This window comes from Pseudomonas sp. 9.2(2024) (assembly GCF_039695385.1).
GTDB lineage: Bacteria > Pseudomonadota > Gammaproteobacteria > Pseudomonadales > Pseudomonadaceae > Aquipseudomonas > Aquipseudomonas paraglycinae.
Genome location: NZ_CP155585.1, coordinates 5,086,126 through 5,107,019 on the forward strand (window position 1 = coordinate 5,086,126; position 20,894 = coordinate 5,107,019).

The window sequence follows — 20,894 nt, forward strand, 5'->3', positions numbered from 1 at the left end:
AAAAAACCAGCGGCAGAAAGACCGGGCCGTAAAGGGCTCAATCGTTTCTGCCGTTGCTTGGGCCTCGGACGCTGTAAACGCCGAGAGGTTCCCGACCGAAAAGCTTAGTCGCGGAAGTTGTTGAACTGCAGTGGCATGCCGAATTCCTTGGCACGCAGGGCCGCGATGGCTTCCTGCAGGTCGTCACGCTTCTTGCCGGTCACACGCACCTGCTCGCCCTGAATGGCGGCCTGTACCTTGAGCTTGGCTTCCTTGATGTGGCCGACGATCTTCTTCGCCAGTTCCTTGTCGATGCCTTCCTTGAGGACGGCGTCCTGCTTCATCAGCTTGCCCGAGGCGAAGGAGTCTTTGACTTCGAGGCACTGCACATCGATCTTGCGCTTGACCAGGGCCAGCTTGAGGATCTCGATCATCGCTTCCAGCTGGAAATCGGCTTCAGCGGTCAGGTGGACGGTCAGGTCCTTTTCCTTGAATTCAAAGCTGCCCTTGCCTTTCAGGTCATAACGACGATCGAGTTCCTTCACGGCGTTCTCGACCGCGTTGGTGAGTTCGTGTTTGTCCAGTTCGGATACCACGTCGAACGACGGCATGTAATCTCTCCAATAAAAAGGCGCGCTCGTACGGGACGCGGCGCGCTTGGCTTGCGGTTAAAATCGGGCTCATTATAACGGGTCTTTTCCCACCGACACGGCGAGCCTTGCATGCCTGTACCTTACCGAGTGAAAAACTGATGTCCACCCCCTGGCACGTCCTCGGCGCCGGAAGTCTGGGCACGCTCTGGGCCACGCGTCTGGCCCGGGCCGGATTGCCGGTCCGGCTGATCCTGCGCGACCTCGACCGCCTGCACGACTATGCAACGGCGGGCGGCCTGACCCTCGTCGAACAGGGCGTGGCCAGCCATTACGCGATCCCCGGCGAAACCCCGGACAGTCCCGGCCCCATCCGTCGCCTGCTGGTGGCCTGCAAAGCCTACGACGCCGAAGCGGCCGTGGCCGGGCTTGCCCATCGCCTGGCACCGGACGCCGAACTGATTCTTTTGCAGAACGGCCTCGGCAGCCAGGAAGCAGTCGCCGCGCGAGTCCCGCAGGCCCGCTGCATCAGCGCCTCCAGCACCGAAGGCGCGTTTCGCGACGGCGACTGGCGCGTGGTATTCGCCGGCCACGGCTACACCTGGCTCGGCGACGCCGGTCATCCTGTCGCGCCGATCTGGCTGGACGATCTTGAGGCGGCAAAAATCCCCCATGAATGGAGCGCCGACATCCTCACCCGCCTGTGGCGCAAACTGGCGCTCAACTGTGCGATCAATCCGCTGACGGTGCTGCACGACTGCCGCAACGGCGGCTTGCAGCAACATCACTGCGAAGTCGCCACGCTGTGCGGCGAACTGACCGAGCTGCTCGAACGCTGCGGGCAACCGGCGGCGGCGGACAACCTGCAACAGGAAGTGGAGCGGGTGATCCAGGCCACGGCGGCGAATTTCTCGTCCATGTATCAGGACGTGGCCAGCAAACGCCGCACCGAGATCAGCTATTTGCTTGGGCATGCCTGCAAGGTTGCAGAGCGTCATCAGTTGAACCTGCCGCATCTCAAGCAATTGCAACAGCGGCTGACCGCCCATCTGCACAGTCTCGGATTGCCCGTCGACTGAGCAGCGGCTACGCTGGCCACTTGTTCCTTTGCTGCGATAAACCTGATGCCATTGCGCCAGCGTCTTGAAAACCTGCCGGTCGGCCAGAAACTGCTGGCCGCCCTGCTGGTGCTGTTGACCACTGTGTTGTTGGTCGCCAACCTGACCTTTATCAGCGCCGCCTATTACATTTCCCAGGAAAGCATGGCGCCCCAGGCGTTGCAGACCATCGGCCGGCTGGTGTCGAACCCGAGTCTGGTGGCCGAAGCCTTGCAGTCGCCGCAAAGCGCCGAGCGCCTGCTCAAGGAGCTCGACAGCTATTCCCCGCTGCGTGCCGCCGCTTTATATGACGGCAAAGGCGAACGTCTGGCGCAACTGCAACACGGAGACAAACTCAAACTGCCGGAACGCTACCGGCACATCGAAGCCTGGCAACTGACCGAGTTTCGCAGCAACCAACTGATCACCCTGCCCCGCCCCGGCACTGCACCGGGCCACCTGCTGTTGGTGGCCAGCAGCGAACTGCCAGTCGCGTTCTACACCGGCACGCTCACGGCCAGTCTGGGGATTCTGATTTTCAGTGTGCTGCTGTGGCTGGTCATCGCCCGGCAGATCAAGCGCCTGATCACCCGGCCGATCCATCAGCTGGAAGAACTGTCCCGCCAGGTGACCCGCGAGGAGAACTACGCCCTGCGCGCCTCCCGGGGCAACCATGACGAAATCGGCAGCCTCGCCGAAGCATTTAACACCATGCTTTCGCGCATCGAGGCCCGGGAGCAGCAACTCAAGCGCGCCCGCGACGACTCGCAAGCCGCCTACGATCAGGCCCAGGGGCTGGCCGAAGAAACCCGCCACACCAACCGCAAGCTGGAACTGGAAGTCCAGGTGCGCAGCAAGATCGAGAAGAAACTCACCGGGTTCCAGAACTACCTCAACAGCATCATCGACTCCATGCCCTCGGCGCTGATCGCCCTCGACGAACAGCTCTACGTGACGCAGTGGAACCAGGAGGCCAGCGCCCTTTCCGGTACACGGCTCGACGAAGCGCTGAACCAGCCGATCTTCCTCGCCTTCGAGCCGCTCAAGCCGTTTCTGCCGCAACTCAAGCAGACCGTCGAACAACACACGGTGGCGAAAATCGAGCGGGTGACGTGGTTCAAGGACGACGAGCCCAAGCACTACGCCCTCACCTTCTACCCATTGATGGGCGGCGCCGGGCGCGGCGTGGTGATCCGGATCGACGACATTACCCAGCGCCTGTCGCTGGAAGAAATGATGGTGCAGTCGGAGAAAATGCTTTCCGTGGGTGGCCTTGCCGCCGGCATGGCTCACGAGATCAACAACCCGCTGGGGGCGATCCTGCACAACGTTCAGAACATCCGCCGACGCCTGTCACCAGACCTGCCGAAGAACCTCGAACAGGCCGAACAACTGGGCATCGAACTCGATACCGTGAACCGTTATCTGCAAGGTCGGGAAGTCCCGCAACTGCTTGACGGCATCCAGCAGGCCGGCGCCCGGGCGGCGAAGATCGTCACCCACATGCTCAGTTTCAGTCGCCGCAGCAACCGCCAGATGGCACCGTGCGACCTGCCGGCGCTGATCGATCAAGCGGTGGAAATCGCCGGTAACGACTTTGACCTGGCCATCGGCTTCGACTTCAAGGGTCAGGCGATCATTCGCCAGTTCGACCCGGCGCTGGGCCCGGTGCCCGGCACCGCCAACGAACTCGAACAGGTGCTGCTCAACCTGTTGAAGAACGCCGCGCAGGCGATCCACCAGCGCGAAGATGACAGCGAGCCGGGGCGAATCACCTTGCGCACCCGGCTCAATCCGCCCTGGGCCGAGATTCAGGTCGAGGACAACGGCATCGGCATGAGCGAGAACGTGCGCAAGCGCACCTTCGAGCCGTTCTTCACCACCAAGGAAATCGGCCAGGGTACGGGCCTCGGCCTGTCGGTGTCGTACTTCATCATCACCAACAACCACAAAGGGCAGATGGAAGTGCAGTCGGCGCCGGGGCAAGGCACCTGCTTCACCCTGCGCCTGCCACTGGCGCAACCGGCGTCCATCGCCGCCGAAACCAATCAACTACCGAGGTAAACCATGGGCTTTCGCTTGTCGAAGATCTACACCCGCACCGGCGACAAGGGCGAAACCGGACTGGGCGACGGCCGCCGGGTGCCCAAGGATCACCCGCGCATCGAGGCCATTGGCGAGGTCGATACGCTGAACAGTCAGGTCGGCGTGCTGCTGGCCGGATTGATCGCCGAGCGCGAAACCTGCCCCGGGCTGAATGAACTGATCGACGTGTTGGCGCCCTGCCAACATCGGCTGTTCGACCTTGGCGGTGAACTGGCGATGCCGGAATATCAGGCATTGAACGCAGCAGAAATCGAACGGCTGGAAGCCGCGATCGATCTGTGGAACGAGGAATTGGGGCCGCTGGAGAACTTCATTCTGCCGGGCGGTTCGATACTGATTGCCCAGGCCCATGTCTGTCGCAGCCTGGCGCGCAGTGCCGAGCGGCGTTGCCAGCATTTGAATGCGATCGAGCCGTTGGCCGGGGTTGGCCTGGCGTACATCAATCGCTTGTCGGATCTGTTGTTTGTGGCGGCCAGGCTGATCGCCCGGCGCCAGGGTGTTGCCGAGATTCTGTGGCAACCGGCGGCGAAACCATCAGATCAGTAGCGCCTGTCAGGCCCCCTTCGCGAGCCCGCTCGCGAAGGGGTCAGTCGCATCAATGCTAATTCAGGCCTCAGGCCAGAACGCCCGAATCCCCGCCACACCCTGAGCCCCGGCATTCCATGCTTTTTCGCGCTCCGCCGGGCCGACTCCACCCAACAGGAACACCGGTTTGCTGAAGCTTTCGATCAGCGTCGACGCCTGCTCCCAGCCCAACGGTTGTGCATCCGGGTGAGTCAGGGTCGGCTGCACTGGCGACAGGGTGACGAAATCCACGCCCATCTGCTCGGCCAGCGCCAGTTCTTCAGCGTTGTGGCAGGACGCCGCCAACCAGCGCTCCGCCGGCAGCGGACGCCCCGCGGCCGCGTACTTGCGCAACTGCGCCGAAGTGATGTGCCAGCCCGCGGCCGGGAAATCGCCCAGCCACTCGAACGGGCCCTTGATCATCAACTGCGCCTTGCCGGCGCACAGTCCGACCGCGTCTACCGCAAGGTCGCGGTATTTCGGGTCATAACCATTGGGCGCACGCAGCTGGATCAGCTTGATGCCACCGGCGATTGCCTTCTGGATGCCGCGCAGCAAGGCCGGGGTTTCCAGGTCTTCCGGGGTGATCAGGTATTCGGCGGGCAGACGCGCGGCCGCGACGATCGGCTGGTTGGCCGCCGGGAATTCGTAATCCGTCAGCTCCTTGGCCGAAACCCAGGCCAATGGCTGGCCTTCGGCACCATGGGGTTCGCCGGTAAAGCTCGAGACTTCCCAGACATCCAGCAACACCTGTTTGTCCGGGTAATCGTGGCGCACCTTGATCAGCGGCCGCGCGGCGCCGACGACAATGCCCAACTCTTCGTGCAGCTCGCGGGCCAATGCTGTTTGCACCGACTCATCGGCTTCGACCTTGCCACCGGGAAATTCCCAGAGGCCGCCCTGATGCTGGGTATCGGCACGCCGGGCGATCAGAATCTTGCCGCTGCCGTCACGAATGACGGCGGCGGCGACGTGTACACGTTTCACGACTGCAATTCCTCCAGTCCTGCCTTTTGCCAAGCCTTGAAGGCCGGCCACTGGTAGACGGTTTCAACATAGGCTTCATCATCGGCCGACAACTTCACCTGATAGGTGCGCAGGCGCACGGCAATCGGTGCGAAGAACGCATCGGCCAGCGACACCCGACCAAACAGGTAAGGCCCAGGCTCGGTCGCGACGGCGCGGCATTCGGCCCACAGCGCGAGCATGCGCTCGACATCGACCTTCACTTCCGGCGGCACCGGGTTGAGCGGCGCGTCGTGGCTCAGGTTGAACGGCATGTGGTTGCGCATGGCGAAGAAGCCGCTGTGCATCTGCGCGCAGGCGGATCGCGCCTGGGCTCGGGCGAAGATATCGGTCGGCCAGAGTTGTTCGGAAGGAAACTGCTCGGCCAGGTATTCGGCAATCGCCAGAGAATCGGCGACGGTGCCACGGGCGGTTTTCAGCAGCGGCACCTTGGCGGTCGGCGAGTGCGCCAGCAGCCGCTCGCGGGTGTCGGGCTTGCCGAGTTTGACCAGTTCTTCGGTGTAGGGCGCGCCGGTCAGTTCAAGCGCCAGTGCCGCGCGCAGGGACCAGGAGGAAAGCAGTTTGTCGCCGATGATCAGGTGAAGGCTCATGTTCGGGTCCTTTCATGGGACAGAAGAAAAGGAGGTCCGCAGACCTCCCTCTTCGGCAGGGATCAGGTGCGGTATTCGGCGTTGATCTTCACGTACTCGTGGGACAGGTCGGTGGTCCAGATGGTTTCGCTGCAATCGCCGCGACCCAATTCGATACGGATGGTGATTTCTTCCTGCTGCATCACCGCCGAGCCCTGGGCTTCGGTGTAGGTCGCGGCGCGGGCGCCACGGCTGGCGATGCACACGTCACCGAGGAACACGTCGATCTTGCTCACGTCCAGATCCGGCACGCCGGCACGGCCGACGGCGGCGAGGATGCGGCCCCAGTTCGGGTCGGAGGCGAACAGTGCAGTCTTGATCAGCGGCGAGTGGGCCACGGTGTAGCCGACGTCCAGGCATTCCTGGTGATTGCCGCCGCCGTTGACTTCAACGGTCACGAACTTGGTCGCGCCTTCGCCGTCACGCACGATGGCCTGGGCCACGTCCATGCACACCTCGAACACGGCCTGTTTCAGCTTGGCGAACAGCTCGCCTTCGGCACGGGTGATTTCCGGCAGCGCAGCCTTGCCGGTGGCGATCAGCATGCAGCAGTCGTTGGTCGAGGTGTCGCCGTCGATGGTGATGCGGTTGAACGACTTGTTGGCACTGTCCAGCATCAGGTTTTGCAACACGTCGCGGGAGACTTTGGCGTCGGTGGCGATGTAACCGAGCATGGTCGCCATGTTCGGACGGATCATGCCCGCGCCTTTGCTGATGCCGGTGACGGTGATGGTCACGCCGTCATGCTGGAACTGGCGGCTGGCGCCTTTTGGCAGCGTGTCGGTGGTCATGATGCCGGTGGCGGCGGCTTCCCAGTTGTTTTCCGACAGATCGTCCAGCGCGGCCTGCAAGGCGCCTTCGATCTTCTCGACCGGCAGCGGCTCGCCGATCACGCCGGTGGAGTAAGGCAGGATCTGGCTGGCATCAACGCCGGTCAGTTCAGCCAGTTTGGCGGTGGTGCGCTCGGCAGCAGCCAGGCCCGGCTCGCCGGTGCCGGCGTTGGCATTACCGGTGTTGGTCAACAGGTAGCGCACCGGGTTCTGCACGCGTTTCTTGGCCAGGATCACCGGCGCTGCACAGAAAGCGTTCAACGTGAACACGCCCGCCACGGTGGAACCTTCGGCGCAACGCATCACGACGACATCCTTGCGCCCCGGGCGCTTGATGCCGGCCGAAGCGATACCGAGTTCAAAACCGGCAACCGGGTGCAACGTTGGCAAAGGACCAAGACCAACAGCCATGAATGCGCTCCTTACTCAATGATGTCAGCACCGCCAAGCGTAGTGACGGTGGTGTAAATGGCAAAACGCCGCGACGGCTGGTGCCGGTCGCGGCGCGGGTATTTCAGCGATTGAAACGAGTTTTACTGGATCTGCCCGTGGCAATGCTTGAATTTCTTGCCCGAACCGCAGTAGCACAGTTCGTTGCGGCCCAGCTTCTGCTCGTTGCGCACCGGGGCGGTGGCGAGGGCCACATCGACCTCTTCACCGACCAGTTCCGGTTGCGCTTCCAGGCCAGGAGCCTCGGCGTGTTCGAACTGCATGCGGGCGGCCAGTGCTTCGGCTTCCTGACGCAGGCGTTGTTCTTCTTCGGCCGGATCTTCGCGGCGAACCTGAACGTGCGACAGCACACGGATCGAGTCGCGCTTGATCGAATCCAGCAGCTCGGAGAACAGCGTGAAGGACTCGCGCTTGTATTCCTGCTTCGGGTTCTTCTGCGCATAACCACGCAGGTGGATACCGTGACGCAGGTGATCCATGGTCGACAGGTGGTCTTTCCACAGGTCGTCCAGAACGCGCAGCACGATCTGCTTCTCAAAGGAACGCAGGGCTTCGGCGCCCGCCTGGTCTTCTTTTTCGTTGTACGCGGCGATCAGCTCGTTCATCAGCTTCTCGCGCAGGGTTTCTTCGTACAGGTGATCGTCTTCGTCGAGCCATTGCTGGATCGGCAGCTTCACGCCGAAATCGCTGGCGATCGACGCTTCCAGACCGGCCACGTCCCACTGCTCTGGCAGCGATTGCGGCGGAATGTGTGCGCTGACAGTGGCGTTCAGGACGTCCTGACGGAAATCAGCGATGGTTTCGCCGATGTTGTCCGCGGCCAGCAACGTGTTACGCATGTGATAGATCACTTTACGCTGTTCGTTGTTGACGTCGTCGAACTCGAGCAGTTGCTTGCGGATGTCGAAGTTGCGGCCTTCAACCTTGCGCTGCGCCTTCTCGATGGCGTTGGTCACCATACGGTGCTCGATGGCCTCGCCAGGCTGCATCCCCAGGGCTTTCATGAAGTTCTTCACCCGGTCAGAGGCGAAGATGCGCATCAGGCTGTCTTCCAGCGACAGGTAGAAGCGGCTGGAACCGGCATCGCCCTGACGGCCGGCACGGCCACGCAGCTGGTTATCGATACGACGGGATTCGTGACGCTCGGACGCGATCACCTGCAGACCGCCGGACTCCAGCACTTGCTGGTGACGCTTCTGCCAGTCGGCCTTGATCTGGGCGATCTGCTCAGGGGTCGGGTTTTCCAGCGACGCGACTTCAACTTCCCAGTTGCCGCCCAACAGGATGTCGGTACCACGACCGGCCATGTTGGTAGCGATGGTCAGTGCGCCCGGACGACCGGCCTGCGCGATGATTTCAGCTTCTTTTTCGTGGAACTTGGCGTTCAGAACCTTGTGTTCGATGCCTTCCTTCACGAGCAATGCGGACATGTGCTCGGAGGTTTCGATGGTCGCAGTACCCACCAGTACCGGACGACCGGCAGCCATGCTTTCCTTGATGTCGTTGACGATCGCCGCATATTTCTCTTCGGCGGTCAGGAACACCAGGTCGTTGTAGTCCTTACGGGCCAACGGTTTGTTCGGCGGAATGACCATAACGTCCAGACCATAGATCTGGTGGAATTCGAATGCTTCGGTATCAGCGGTACCGGTCATGCCGGACAGCTTGGTGTATAGACGGAAGTAGTTCTGGAACGTGGTCGATGCCAGAGTCTGGCTTTCGGCCTGGATATTCAGGTTTTCCTTGGCTTCGATGGCCTGGTGCAAGCCTTCGGACAGACGACGACCCGGCATGGTGCGACCGGTGTGCTCGTCGACCAGCACGACCTGGCCGTCTTGCACGATGTATTCGACATTGCGGTTGAACAGCTTGTGCGCACGCAGGCCGGCGTAAACGTGAGTCAGCAGACCCAGATTATGCGCCGAGTACAGGCTCTCGCCTTCAGCCAGCAGGCCAACACTGGCGAGTTGCTCTTCGATGAACTGGTGACCGGCTTCGTTGAGTTCGACCTGACGGGTCTTCTCGTCGACGGTGAAATGGCCTTCCTGGGTGACTTCGCCTTCGACTTCTTCGACGTGCAGCTTGAGTTTCGGGATCAGCTTGTTGATCTCGATGTACAGCTTGGAGCTGTCCTCGGCCTGACCGGAAATGATCAGCGGGGTACGCGCTTCGTCAATGAGGATGGAGTCGACTTCGTCGATCACGGCAAAGTTGAGTTCGCGCTGGAATTTCTCTTCCATGCTGAACGCCATGTTGTCGCGCAGGTAGTCGAACCCGAATTCGTTGTTGGTGCCGTAGGTGATGTCGGCGGCGTAGGCGGCGCGCTTCTCTTCCGGCGGCTGGAACGGCGTCACGATGCCGACGCTCAGACCGAGGAATTCATACAGCGGACGCATCCAGTTGGCGTCGCGGCGGGCCAGGTAATCGTTCACGGTCACAACGTGCACGCCCTTGCCGGACAGCGCGTTGAGGTAAACGCCCAGAGTACCCACCAGCGTCTTGCCCTCACCGGTGCGCATTTCGGCGATCTTGCCTTCGTGCAGGGTCATGCCACCGATCAGCTGGACGTCAAAGTGGCGCATGCCCATGACACGCTTGCCGGCTTCACGGGCGACCGCGAAGGCTTCGGGCAACAGCTTGTCGAGGGTCTCCCCCTTGGCAATGCGGTCCTTGAACTCTGCGGTCTTGGCGCGCAGTTGATCGTCCGAGAGGGCGACCATCTTCTCTTCGAAGGCATTGACGAGCTGCACCGTCTTGAGCATGCGTTTGATTTCACGCTCGTTCTTGCTTCCAAAAAGTTTCTTTAACAAAGGCGCAAACATATCGGCAGGATCTTCCACACTAAAGGGATGGAGGGCGGCCCCGTGAGTCGCCCGTGCAGCCCTCATGGCCGCATGCGAACGAGCATTCTACCCGGAAACGGTGGTGAGGAAAGTGGGGATATTCCACGATGCTGGCACTGCGCTTTGACGGGGCTCACTTAAAATAGGGGCGTTTTGCTCAACTTCAAGCCGTACAGCGAAGAAGTTAGTCGTTGATTTAATGGGCAAAGCAGGGACAAAAGCAATGGGCGAGTGAAATGGCTGCCATCTGCTACCATGGCGCCTCTGTCACTTCAGGTCCTAGATCATGGCATTTCGCCCTCTCACAGCCAGAGCGCCCGCCGTTCTGCTACGCGAAGCCAGACCGCTGAAAGCCATCCTCGGTCATGCCCAGCGCCTGGCCCATCTGCAACGTCTGCTCGAAAGCCAGCTGCAACCTGCCGCCCGTGAACACTGCCACGTGGCCAAGTGGCGCGAGGGCGAACTGTTGCTGATCGTCACCGACGGCCATTGGGCCACGCGCCTGCGCTATCAGCAGAAACGCCTGCAACGGCAACTGCAGATGTTCGACGAGTTCGCCAATCTGACGCGAATCAAGTTCGCCGTGCGGCCACCGACCATCCAGCGCGAAGCGAGCGGACCGACGATCGACCTGTCAACGGATGCGGCGGCGACCATCCAGGCCACCGCCGACGGGATCAGCGATCCGAATCTGCGAGCGGCACTGGAACGACTGGCCGCCCACGCCAAACCCAAAACCTGAGCCTTGTTGATCAGCGGCGTTTGCTGCCGCCGAGCAATGAACCCATCAGACCGCGCACCAACTGTTTGCCCAGCGAATTCGCCGCCTGGCGCATCGCCGACTTGAGCGCCTGCCCCGCCGCCGTGCCGAGGAATTCTCCGGCCTTGTCCGCCAGACTCGGCTCTTCAGCCGCCGTTTTGCCCGGCGCCGCTTCAGCCTCGGGTGCCAGCCCCTTGCGCCCCATCAGGATTTCATAGGCCGACTCGCGGTCGATCGGCTTGTCATAACGGCCCTTGAACGGCGAACCGGCAATCAGCACCGTGCGCTCGGTCTCGGTCAACGGCCCGATCCGCGATTGCGGCGGTGCCACCAGCACTCGCTGAACCATTTCCGGCGTGCCCTTCTCCTGCAAGGTGCCGACCAGAGCCTCGCCAATCCCGAGTTCGGTGAGCACCGACAAGGTGTCGAACGCCGGATTCGGCCGGAAGCCGTCCGCCACCGCCCGCAGGGATTTCTGTTCCTTGGCGGTGAACGCGCGCAGGCCGTGCTGGATCCGCAGCCCCAGTTGCGCCAGCACATCGTCCGGCAGATCGCCCGGCGACTGGGTGACGAAATACACGCCCACGCCTTTGGAACGGATCAGCCGCACCACTTGCTCCAAGCGCTCTTGCAGCGCCTTGGGCGTGTCGCCGAACAACAAATGTGCCTCATCGAAAAACAGCGCCAGCAGCGGTTTGTCGGCATCGCCGCGTTCCGGCAGTTGTTCGAACAGCTCGGCCAGCAGCCACAGCAGGAACGTCGCGTAGACCTTCGGCGCCTCATGTACCAGACGACTGGCGTCGAGCAGATGAATGCGTCCGCGACCATCGGCGGTCGGCTGCAGAATGTCCTCCAGTTGCAGCGCCGGCTCGCCGAACAACGCCTCGGCACCCTGCTGCTCCAGCGTCGCCAGACGCCGCAACAGCGCCTGGCTGGAGCCAGTGGTGAACAGCGCGGCGTCTTCGCCCAGCAGCTGCGGATTGTCCTTGAGGTGATTGAGCAGCGCTTTCAGGTCTTTGAGATCCAGCAGCAACAGGCCTTCGCGATCCGCCACCTTGAACGCTGCGTACAACGCCGATTGCTGGCTGTCGGTCAGTTCCAGCAGCGCGCCGATCAGCAGCGGGCCCATTTCACTCAACGTAGTGCGCAACGGATGACCGGACTGACCGTGAATGTCCCACAGGGTCACCGGATACGCCTGAGGCGTGTGCTTGAGCCACGGCATGCCGGCGATGCGCTCGGCGATCTTGCCCTGGGGGATGCCGGCAGCACCGAGGCCGCACAGGTCGCCCTTGACGTCGGCGGCGAACACCGCGACCCCGGCGTCGCTGAACGCCTCGGCCAGACGCTGCAGGGTGACGGTTTTGCCGGTACCGGTTGCGCCGGCCACCAGTCCGTGACGGTTGGCCAGGCGCATGGCCTGGGCGATCGGTTGCCCGGCGAGGTCAGCGCCGATTACAAGTTGCGAAGATTCAGGCATTTGGTCACCCAATGGTTAATCTTTGATCGAGCATGGCCGATAGCTAACGGTGACAGATGCGACTGACATCCGCATCGGAGATTTCCCTAAGGAGAAGCGGAAATACCTGCTTGTACCCATCAAGCCCACCTGGCGAGTATCTATAGAAGCACGCCCTGAATAATAAGACCTTAGCGGAACCCCAAGCCATGAACAAAAATCTGCGTTTCAGCCATAAAATCCTGCTTGCCGCCGCCCTCATCGTCATTGCCGCCTTCGCCTCGTTCACGCTGTACAACGACTGGTTGCAACGCAATGCGATCCGCGAGGACCTGGACAATTACCTCAACGAGATGGGCGAGGTCACAGCCGACAATATCCAGACCTGGCTCAGCGGGCGCATCCTGCTGATCGAGAACGCGGCCCAGAACATCGCCATCAACCCCGACCCTGCCGCCGTCGCCAGCCTGCTGGAACAGAAAGCCCTGACGTCGACCTTCATGGCGTCTTACCTCGGCGATGCTACCGGGCACTTCACCATCCGCCCGGATGCGAAGATGCCGGACGGTTTCGATCCACGTGTTCGTCCTTGGTATAAAGGTGCGGAAAGCAGCAGCACCTCGACCCTGACCGAACCGTACATCGACGCCGCCACCGGCCAGACCATCATTTCCATCGCCACCGCCGCGAAAAAGGCCGGTCAGAGCGTGGGCGTGGTGGGCGGCGACCTGAGCCTGCAAACCCTGATCAACACCCTCAGCGCCCGGGACTTCTCCGGCATGGGCTACGCGTTCCTGGTCAGCGCCGACGGCAAGATCCTGGTGCACCCGGACAAGGCCCTTGTGATGAAGTCACTGAAGGAAGCCTATCCGCAGGACACCCCGCGCATCAGCAGTGACTTCAGTGAAGTCACCGTCGAGGGCAAGACCCGCATCGTCAACTTCACCCCGATCAAGGGCCTGCCGTCGGTGAACTGGTACATCGGCCTGTCGGTGGATAAAGACAAAGCCTTCTCGATGCTCAGCGAATTCCGCGCTTCGGCCGTGATCGCGACCGTGATTGCGGTGGCGATCATCATTGCCCTGCTCGGCATGCTGATCCGTATCCTGATCCAGCCGCTGCACGTGATGACTCGTGCCATGGAAGACATCGCCGACGGCGAAGGCGACCTGACCAAGCGTCTGACCATTCAGAATCAGGACGAATTCGGCGTGCTCGGCACCGCGTTCAACCGTTTCGTCGAGCGTATTCACGGCTCGATTCGCGAAGTGTCATCGGCCACCGGCCAGGTCAACGAAGTCGCCCTGCGGGTGGTCGCGGCCTCGAACTCGTCGATGTACAACTCCGACCAGCAAGCCTCGCGCACCAACAGCGTGGCTGCGGCGATCAACCAGCTCGGCGCCGCCGCCCAGGAAATCGCCCGCAATGCCGCCCAGGCCTCGACCCAGGCCAGCGACGCCCGCGGCCTGGCTGAAGACGGCCAGCAAGTGGTGGAGCGCAGCATCAAGGCCATGAATCAGCTTTCGAGCATGCTCAGCGCATCGAGCAGCAATATCGAATCGCTGAACAGCAAGACCGTGAACATCGGCCAGATCCTGGAAGTGATCACCAGCATTTCCCAGCAGACCAACCTGCTGGCGCTCAACGCGGCCATCGAAGCGGCACGTGCCGGTGAAGCCGGTCGCGGCTTTGCGGTGGTGGCGGACGAGGTGCGCAACCTCGCCCACCGCACCCAAGAATCGGCGCAACAGGTACAAACCATGATCGAGGAGCTGCAAGTCGGCGCCCGCGAATCCGTGAGTACCATGAGCGACAGCCAGCGCCACAGCCAGGACAGCGTGGACATCGCCAACCTCGCCGGCGAACGCCTGAACAGCGTGACCCAGCGCATTGGTGAAATCGACGGGATGAACCAGTCGGTGGCCACCGCGACCGAGGAACAGACGGCTGTGGTCGAGTCGATCAACGTGGATATCACCGAGATCAATACGCTGAACCAGGAAGGTGTCGAAAACCTGCAGGCGACGTTGCGGGCTTGCTCGGATCTGGAGCAGCAGGCTTCGCGATTGAAGCAACTGGTTGGCAGCTTCCGCATTTAAAGCCGCTCTGCCGGTCGTCTTCGTCGTTCACAACTGTCCGACGAAGACGACCGACAATTCCTCCGAAACCGGCCTTGCACCCCACCGCGAAACCCCGACCGAACATCTATTCTTGATAAAGGTCAACCAAGGGAGATCAACGCGGAGGGACGTTCACCGTGCATATCGCCGACATCACCATGTTCTACGCCCCGGCCAGCGGTGGCGTGCGCACCTATCTGGATGCCAAGCACCGCCGGCTGGGGGTCAAGCCCGGCATCCGCCACAGCCTGCTGATTCCCGGCGCGCACTTGGGCGAACGCGATGGCGTCTACACGGTTCCCGCCCCCGCCCTGCCCTTCGGCAAGGGCTATCGCTTTCCCCTGCGCCTGGCCCCTTGGCGAAACGTCCTGCAGGATCTGCAGCCTGATCTGATCGAAGTTGGTGATCCGTACCTCACCGCATGGGCTGCGCTCGATGCGCGTCGACAACTCGATGTGCCAGTGATCGGCTTCTATCACTCGGATCTGCCGCTGCTGGTGGGCAACCGCATGGGCCACTGGGTCACGCCGAATGTCGACGCGTATGTGCGCAAGTTGTACGGCAATTTCGACCGGGTGCTGGCACCCAGCCAGGTGATGGCCGACAAGCTCAGCGGGTTGGGCGTGCGCAACGTCTTCGTGCAACCGCTGGGCGTTGATCTGCACACCTTCCACCCGGATGCCCGCGACGCCGGGTTGCGCAGCGAACTGGGGATCGCCGAGGACACGCGCCTGCTGATCTTCGCCGGTCGCGGTTCCAAGGAGAAAAACCTGCCGGTGCTGCTCGATTGCATGAAACGCCTGGGCCCGCGTTATCACCTGTTGCTGGTCGGCTCGTCGATGCCGGCTTCCGTCCCGGACAATGTCAGCGTGATCGACCGGTTCTGCCCGGCCGCGCAGGTCGCACGGCTGATGGCCAGTGCCGACGCGCTGATCCACGCCGGCGATCAGGAAACCTTCGGTCTGGTGATTCTGGAGGCCATGGCCTGCGGCATTCCGGTGGTGGCGGTGGCGGCCGGAGCGTTCGAAGAAATCGTCAGCGAATCCTGCGGCCTGCTCTGCGCGCCGAACAGTGCGCAAGCCATGGCCAATGCCGTGCGCGAACTGTTCAGTCGCGGGACTGGCGTACTCGGCCAGCAGGCACGCCAACATGTCGAACGGCATTACGCCTGGGACACGGTGGTCGACAGCCTGCTGAGCCATTACCACGCGGTACTCGGCGATTCGGTTCCTCGGGTGGCCAATGGCTGAATTTCACGAGCGCCCGGCGGTAATGCTGGTGCTGCATGACGTGGCGCCCTCCACGTGGGCCGATTATCGAGCGTTCGTCGAAGCCGTTGACCGGTTGGGCAACGTCCCGATGACGTGGCTGGTGGTTCCGGATTTCCATCGACGCGATGCGCTTGAAGCCAATCCGGATTTTTGCCGAATGCTCGACCAGCGCGTCGCACGCGGCGATGAACTGGCCCTGCACGGCCATTTTCATGAAGACACCGAGCCCGGCCCGCGCACGGCGCGCGACTGGTTCATGCGCCGGGTCTACACCCATGAAGGCGAGTTCTACCAGTTGTCCCGGGAAGCCGCCCTCGCCCGCCTGCGCCCGGGCATCGATCTGTTTCGGCGCCACGACTGGCCGCTGCACGGTTTCGTCGCCCCGGCCTGGCTGATGAGCGACGGCACGCGCCAGGCATTGCGCGAATTGCCGCTGCGCTACACCAGCGATCCGCAGCATCTTTATCACTTGCCGGATTTCACCGCGGTCGAGGCCCCGGGACTGGTCTGGAGCGCACGCAGCGCCTGGCGTCGCGGCATGTCGAAGGTCATCAGCGAACAGCGAGAGCAGCGCTGGCGCCAGGCGCCAGTGATTCGTCTAGGCTTGCATCCGGTGGACATGCGCCACCGCTTTTGCCGGGATTACTGGTGGCGCACCCTTGAACGACTGCTGGCGGACGGACGCGTGCCCATGACCAAAATCGACTGGCTGACGCGCCAGCGCACTCAAGCCGAGCGTGCCGCTTGAGTCGCGGCATTCTGTTGCTGATCGGCCTGCTGGTAGCCGTGGCGGTGCCCGTCCTGCTCGGGGGCGGCGAGACCTGGGGGCGCCTGCAGGCGTTTCCGCTGCACTGGCTGTTGATCATGTTCGCCATGGTTCTGCTGTGCTGGGGCATCAACACATTGCGCCTGCGGCTGTTGCTCGGCGATCAGCGTGACCGGGTCACACCCCTCAAAAGCCTCGGGGTGGTGATGGCCGCCGAATTTGCCTGGTGCGCCACACCCGGCGGCAGCGGAGGACCGTTGACGATCATGGCGCTGCTGGCGCGCAGCGGCGTGCGTCCGGCCCGGGGCAGCGCCGTGTTTGCGATGGATCAGTTGAGCGATCTGCTGTTCTTTCTCTGCGCCCTGAGCGGAATTCTGATCTACGCGCTGTTCCAGCATCTCAGCGACCGTATGGAATGGCTGCTGATCGTCAGTGCCCTGTCGTTGACCGGCGGCCTGTTCAGTTGCGTGCTGGTCGCGCGTTATCACCGTCGCTTGATTCGCCTGAGCGGGCGCCTGCTGGCCGGGATGAACGTCGAACCGCGTACCCGACGGCGCTGGGCACGGCAGTTGCTGCACTTTCTTGCCGCTTTCACCGATGCGCTGAAATTACCGTGGCAGACATTGATCAAGGTGTTCGTCCTGACCTGCGTGCATTGGTCGCTGCGCTATAGCGTGCTGTATCTGGCGTTGCGCGGGCTGGGGACGGATGTGCAGTGGGCCTGGACGTTTCTGATCCAGATGCTTTCGCTGGGTGCGGGGCAATTCAGCCTGTTGCCGGGCGGTGCCGGTGCAGCGGAATTGACCTCGGCGGCGCTGTTGGCGCCGATGGTCGGCAAATCGACCGCGGCGGCGGCGATCCTGATCTGGCGGGTGGTGACGTATTACTTCTATCTGCTGGTCGGTGGCCCGGTGTTTCTACTGATGCTGGGCCGGCCGTTGCTGAAAAAGCTGCTGAGCGTCAGACAGGCTTCTTGAGGTTATCGTCTTCGTCCTTGAGTTGTTCCCACAGTTCGGCAGCGCCGGGAAACTCCGTGCCGTCCTCCGGGCTCAGGTCATCCGGGTCATAGCGGCTGAGGCAGCCCTCGCCGAGCGTGGCGGGCGCCTTGGAAGTGGCTTTGTCCAGTGGATCGCTCATCGGTATGTCCTCAAGGTCCGTGGATCGTTCCCACGCTCTGCGTGGGAACGCAGCCCGGGACGCCCTGCGTCCCAAAGCAGACGCGGAGCGTCTGAAGAGGCATTCCCACGCAGAGCGTGGGAACGATCCTGAATCAGAACACCACGGTCTTGTTGCCGTGCACCAGCACGCGGTCTTCCAGGTGATAGCGCAAGCCACGAGCCAGCACCATCTTCTCGACGTCACGGCCGAAACGCACCATATCGTCGATGCTGTCGCTGTGGCTGACACGCACCACGTCCTGCTCGATGATCGGGCCGGCGTCCAGCTCTTCGGTCACGTAGTGGCAGGTCGCACCGATCAGCTTCACGCCGCGCATCGAAGCCTGGTGGTACGGCTTGGCACCGACGAACGACGGCAGGAAGCTGTGGTGAATGTTGATGACCTTATGCGCGTATTCGCGGCACATGTCCGGCGGCAGGATCTGCATGTAGCGCGCCAGCACCACCACTTCGGCATCGTGCTGCTTGACCAGGCGCGACACTTCGTCGAAGGCCGGTTGCTTGTCCTGCGGATTGACCGGCACGTGGTAATAAGGAATGCCGTGCCACTCGACCATGCTGCGCAGGTCGTCGTGGTTGGAAATCACGCAGGAAATCTCGCAATCCAGCTCGTCGCTGTGCCAGCGGTGCAGCAGGTCAGCCAGGCAGTGGGATTCGCGGCTGGCCATCAGCACCACGCGTTTTTTCTGCTCGGTGTCGGTGATGCGCCAGTCCATCGAGAACTCTTCGGCGATCGGTGCAAACTTCTCGCGCAACACCTCGATACCGAAAGGCAGGGAATCGGCACGGATTTCGTGACGCATGAAGAACCAGCCGACCTGGTTATCCGAGTGGTGGCTCGCTTCGGTGATCCAGCCATTGTGGGCCGCCAGAAAGTTACTGACTTTGGCAACGATGCCAACGCGGTCCGGGCAAGAAATCACCAGCCGAAAAGTGCGCATGAGGGGGAAACTCCAGAACTTCGCAAAGGCGGCCATTCTAGCGACTGCGCGGGAAAACTGCAGTATTGATGACCCTCGAAGCCTCACGGCAGCCCGCCGCAGCTTTTTTGACGCCCTCAAACGCCAGAATGATGGCGCAGTAATAGCCATGCATGAACAGGCTTGTGTGAATATCTGTGAAGACTCCATCACAATATTTAACTGAATATTCAATTCACGGCTTTTCAACGTAACTAATTCAAATAAAAACCCCGGCTAAATGTTTACTTGATGAAACAGCCTGACTATTATTGCCGCACTGTCCCCTGCCATCGCGCACTCCCACATAAGGTAGTAATCATGTCCTTGATCAACGAATATCGTGCCACCGAAGAAGCTATCAAAGAGCTGCAAGCCCGTTTGAAGAACCTGTCGCAAGACGACAAACTGCAAGCCGAGCTGGAATTCGAAGGCAAACTGCGCACACTGATGGGCGAATATTCCAAATCCCTGCGCGACATCATCGCGCTGCTGGATCCAGAGTCCAAAACCAAAGCACCACGTGGCGGCGCAGCCAAAACTACCGGCACCAAGCGTGCTCGCAAAGTTAAACAATACAAAAACCCGCACAACGGCGAAGTCATCGAAACCAAAGGTGGTAACCACAAAACTCTGAAAGAGTGGAAAGCCAAGTGGGGCGGTGACGTGGTTGAAGGCTGGGCTACCCTGCTGGGCTAAACCGCAACCCTTGTCGCAGAGCGCTTCTGTGACACAAAAAAACGCCAGCGAATGCTGGCGTTTTTTTATGCCCGGCATTCAAGATGCCGGACATGTTCGATTTCAAAGATCCAAACGTTTGCGCAATGCCTGGACATAGTTCTGCCATTCAACCAACACCTCGGCCTGCATCGGCGCAGCACTAAGCAGCCATTGCTCCATGGCCTCGGCAAAAGATTGCAAGGTATTAGGGGCGCCCCACTCCGGCGCGGACAAGCGTTGCCGGCAAAAGATTTTCCAGCGTTCTTGCTCTTCGAAATTCAACGTATCGGGAAAGTTACGTGCTCGATATCGAAACAACAATTCAGGCAAACGTTCATCATCGAACGGCCATTGCTCTCGCGCCAATTGAGCAGGATCGGTCGTCCTCACTTGCTCACATAAACGACGATCGCGATCACCGATAAATCCGTCGTACAACTGTTGTTCGGGATCTTCACTCGAGGTGAAATCTTCGCTGGCATAAATCGCCGAGACTTTATCTTTCCAAACTTGTTGTGCGTCACTTAGTCGCAATGCACGCGCCTGATACAACGCCATGTCCAGACCCAGACGCTGCTGATCTTCAGCCCTCAGCACCGCCAACGGCGCCACCACCGGGCACTTGTTGATGTGGATGAGTTTGAGCGGCACCGGCAACTCGCCTTCGGCCAATTGGTCACGGCGGGTATACAGGCGCTGACGCAATGTTTCGGCATCCAGGTCGAGCAGCCCCTGCGGGTCCAGGTGCAGATCACACACGATCAGCGCGTTCTTGTTGCGCGGATGCCAGGCCAGCGGCAGCACCACGCCGACATAACTGCGCGCAGCGGAGAAACGACCGGAGATGTGCACCATCGGCTGCAACAGGCGAATCTGGTCCATGACCTTCTGTTTGCTGCGCAACTGGAACAGCCAGTCATACAGCTTCGGCTGCTTCTCGCGGATCAACCGGGCCAGAGCAATGGTGGCGCGCACGTCCGACAAGGCTTCGTGCGCATTGCCGTGATCGATGTTGTTGGCGGCGGTCAAGCGCTCGAGCTTGAGCGTCACCTTGCCTTCGTCATCGGTCGGCCAGACCAGACCATCCGGGCGCAACGCATAGGCGGCGCGCACGACATCGATCAGGTCCCAGCGACTGTTGCCGCCCTGCCATTCACGGGCATAGGGATCGAAAAAGTTGCGGTACAGGCTGTAGCGGGTCATCTCGTCGTCGAAGCGCAGGGTGTTGTAACCCGCGCCGCAGGTGCCGGGAGCCGCGAGCTGGGCGTGAACCCGGGTCATGAAATCGGCTTCGCTCAAGCCCTGTTCGGCGAGGCGGCTCGGGGTGATGCCAGTGATCGCGCATGCCGCCGGGTGCGGAAGGATGTCTTCGCTGGGCTGGCAGTAGAGATTGACCGGCGCGTCGATTTCGTTGAGTTCGTGGTCGGTGCGGATCCCGGCCACCTGCAACGGGCGGTCGCATCGGGGATTGATGCCGGTGGTTTCGTAGTCGTACCAGAAAATGGAAGTCACGGGCGGTTCCTGAACTGAAGATCGGCAAAGTCTAG

General features: G+C 61.5%; 18 protein-coding genes. 9 read left to right on the top strand and 9 right to left on the bottom strand.

Features of this window, described 5'->3' with window-relative positions:
• Positions 1–104: 104 nt before the first annotated feature.
• Positions 105–590 carry a YajQ family cyclic di-GMP-binding protein gene (locus tag ABFB52_RS22920; protein ID WP_007951218.1) on the bottom strand — a complete coding sequence of 162 codons (486 nt, stop codon included), beginning with the start codon at positions 588–590 and terminating at the stop codon, positions 105–107.
• Between the two features lie 140 nt (positions 591–730).
• Here ABFB52_RS22920 and ABFB52_RS22925 point away from each other — a divergent pair, with 140 nt between their 5' ends.
• Genes ABFB52_RS22925 through ABFB52_RS22935 form a run of 3 tightly spaced genes read left to right on the top strand, consistent with a single transcriptional unit; the run spans position 731 to position 4,318 of the window.
• Entirely contained in the window at positions 731–1,648 is a 918-nt protein-coding gene (locus ABFB52_RS22925; protein ID WP_085745208.1) for a putative 2-dehydropantoate 2-reductase, read from the top strand.
• A 45-nt stretch (positions 1,649–1,693) separates the two neighbouring features.
• Positions 1,694–3,730 carry a HAMP domain-containing sensor histidine kinase gene (locus ABFB52_RS22930; protein WP_129973136.1) on the top strand — a complete coding sequence of 679 codons (2,037 nt, stop codon included), beginning with the start codon at positions 1,694–1,696 and terminating at the stop codon, positions 3,728–3,730.
• Between the two features lie 3 nt (positions 3,731–3,733).
• Entirely contained in the window at positions 3,734–4,318 is a 585-nt protein-coding gene (locus tag ABFB52_RS22935) for a cob(I)yrinic acid a,c-diamide adenosyltransferase (RefSeq protein WP_102717262.1), read from the top strand.
• A gap of 60 nt (positions 4,319–4,378) precedes the next feature.
• Here ABFB52_RS22935 and ABFB52_RS22940 read toward each other — a convergent pair whose 3' ends face one another.
• The 4 genes from ABFB52_RS22940 to secA form a co-directional block, all read right to left on the bottom strand.
• Positions 4,379–5,323 carry a Nudix family hydrolase gene (locus ABFB52_RS22940; protein ID WP_129973137.1) on the bottom strand — a complete coding sequence of 315 codons (945 nt, stop codon included), beginning with the start codon at positions 5,321–5,323 and terminating at the stop codon, positions 4,379–4,381.
• Positions 5,320–5,952, bottom strand: coding sequence for a glutathione S-transferase family protein (locus ABFB52_RS22945; protein WP_102687247.1), 633 nt, complete (start codon positions 5,950–5,952; stop codon positions 5,320–5,322). The genes ABFB52_RS22940 and ABFB52_RS22945 overlap by 4 nt, the downstream gene beginning before the upstream one ends.
• A gap of 62 nt (positions 5,953–6,014) precedes the next feature.
• Entirely contained in the window at positions 6,015–7,232 is a 1,218-nt protein-coding gene (gene argJ / locus ABFB52_RS22950; protein WP_129973138.1) for a bifunctional glutamate N-acetyltransferase/amino-acid acetyltransferase ArgJ, read from the bottom strand.
• 122 nt (positions 7,233–7,354) lie between these two features.
• On the bottom strand, positions 7,355–10,093 hold the full coding sequence (gene secA, locus ABFB52_RS22955; RefSeq protein ID WP_085745213.1) for a preprotein translocase subunit SecA: 2,739 nt from the start codon (positions 10,091–10,093) through the stop codon (positions 7,355–7,357).
• A gap of 307 nt (positions 10,094–10,400) precedes the next feature.
• Here secA and ABFB52_RS22960 point away from each other — a divergent pair, with 307 nt between their 5' ends.
• Positions 10,401–10,856: a DciA family protein gene (locus ABFB52_RS22960; protein WP_007951226.1), complete on the top strand. Its 456-nt coding sequence runs from the start codon at positions 10,401–10,403 to the stop codon at positions 10,854–10,856.
• Between the two features lie 10 nt (positions 10,857–10,866).
• On the opposite strand, the gene ABFB52_RS22965 is transcribed toward ABFB52_RS22960, so the two are convergent.
• Positions 10,867–12,354 (bottom strand): helicase HerA-like domain-containing protein, encoded by a 1,488-nt coding sequence (locus ABFB52_RS22965; RefSeq protein ID WP_129973139.1) that lies wholly within the window; start codon positions 12,352–12,354, stop codon positions 10,867–10,869.
• Positions 12,355–12,542: 188 nt separating this feature from the next.
• Between ABFB52_RS22965 and ABFB52_RS22970 the strand changes: the two genes are divergently transcribed.
• The 4 genes from ABFB52_RS22970 (at position 12,543) to ABFB52_RS22985 (ending at position 17,467) form a co-directional block, all read left to right on the top strand.
• Positions 12,543–14,432 (top strand): methyl-accepting chemotaxis protein, encoded by a 1,890-nt coding sequence (locus ABFB52_RS22970; RefSeq protein ID WP_085745214.1) that lies wholly within the window; start codon positions 12,543–12,545, stop codon positions 14,430–14,432.
• A 158-nt stretch (positions 14,433–14,590) separates the two neighbouring features.
• The gene (locus tag ABFB52_RS22975) at positions 14,591–15,703 is read left to right on the top strand and encodes a glycosyltransferase family 1 protein (protein WP_085745215.1); all 1,113 of its coding nucleotides are present in this window, start codon (positions 14,591–14,593) and stop codon (positions 15,701–15,703) included.
• Positions 15,696–16,472 (top strand): polysaccharide deacetylase family protein, encoded by a 777-nt coding sequence (locus tag ABFB52_RS22980; protein WP_129973140.1) that lies wholly within the window; start codon positions 15,696–15,698, stop codon positions 16,470–16,472. The genes ABFB52_RS22975 and ABFB52_RS22980 overlap by 8 nt, the downstream gene beginning before the upstream one ends.
• Complete coding sequence (locus ABFB52_RS22985; protein ID WP_102717260.1) at positions 16,469–17,467, top strand: lysylphosphatidylglycerol synthase transmembrane domain-containing protein; 999 nt, start codon at positions 16,469–16,471, stop codon at positions 17,465–17,467. The genes ABFB52_RS22980 and ABFB52_RS22985 overlap by 4 nt, the downstream gene beginning before the upstream one ends.
• On the opposite strand, the gene ABFB52_RS22990 is transcribed toward ABFB52_RS22985, so the two are convergent.
• Positions 17,451–17,627 carry a hypothetical protein gene (locus tag ABFB52_RS22990; protein WP_165369538.1) on the bottom strand — a complete coding sequence of 59 codons (177 nt, stop codon included), beginning with the start codon at positions 17,625–17,627 and terminating at the stop codon, positions 17,451–17,453. The two genes, ABFB52_RS22985 and ABFB52_RS22990, sit on opposite strands and share 17 nt — an antisense overlap.
• Before the next feature lie 133 nt (positions 17,628–17,760).
• Positions 17,761–18,609, bottom strand: coding sequence for a formyltetrahydrofolate deformylase (gene purU, locus ABFB52_RS22995; RefSeq protein WP_102717259.1), 849 nt, complete (start codon positions 18,607–18,609; stop codon positions 17,761–17,763).
• A 339-nt stretch (positions 18,610–18,948) separates the two neighbouring features.
• Between purU and mvaT the strand changes: the two genes are divergently transcribed.
• Entirely contained in the window at positions 18,949–19,326 is a 378-nt protein-coding gene (gene mvaT / locus ABFB52_RS23000) for a histone-like nucleoid-structuring protein MvaT (RefSeq protein ID WP_007951234.1), read from the top strand.
• Positions 19,327–19,428: 102 nt separating this feature from the next.
• Here the strand turns inward: mvaT and sbcB are convergent, their stop codons facing one another.
• Positions 19,429–20,859: an exodeoxyribonuclease I gene (sbcB, locus tag ABFB52_RS23005; RefSeq protein ID WP_129973142.1), complete on the bottom strand. Its 1,431-nt coding sequence runs from the start codon at positions 20,857–20,859 to the stop codon at positions 19,429–19,431.
• Positions 20,860–20,894: the final 35 nt, after the last annotated feature.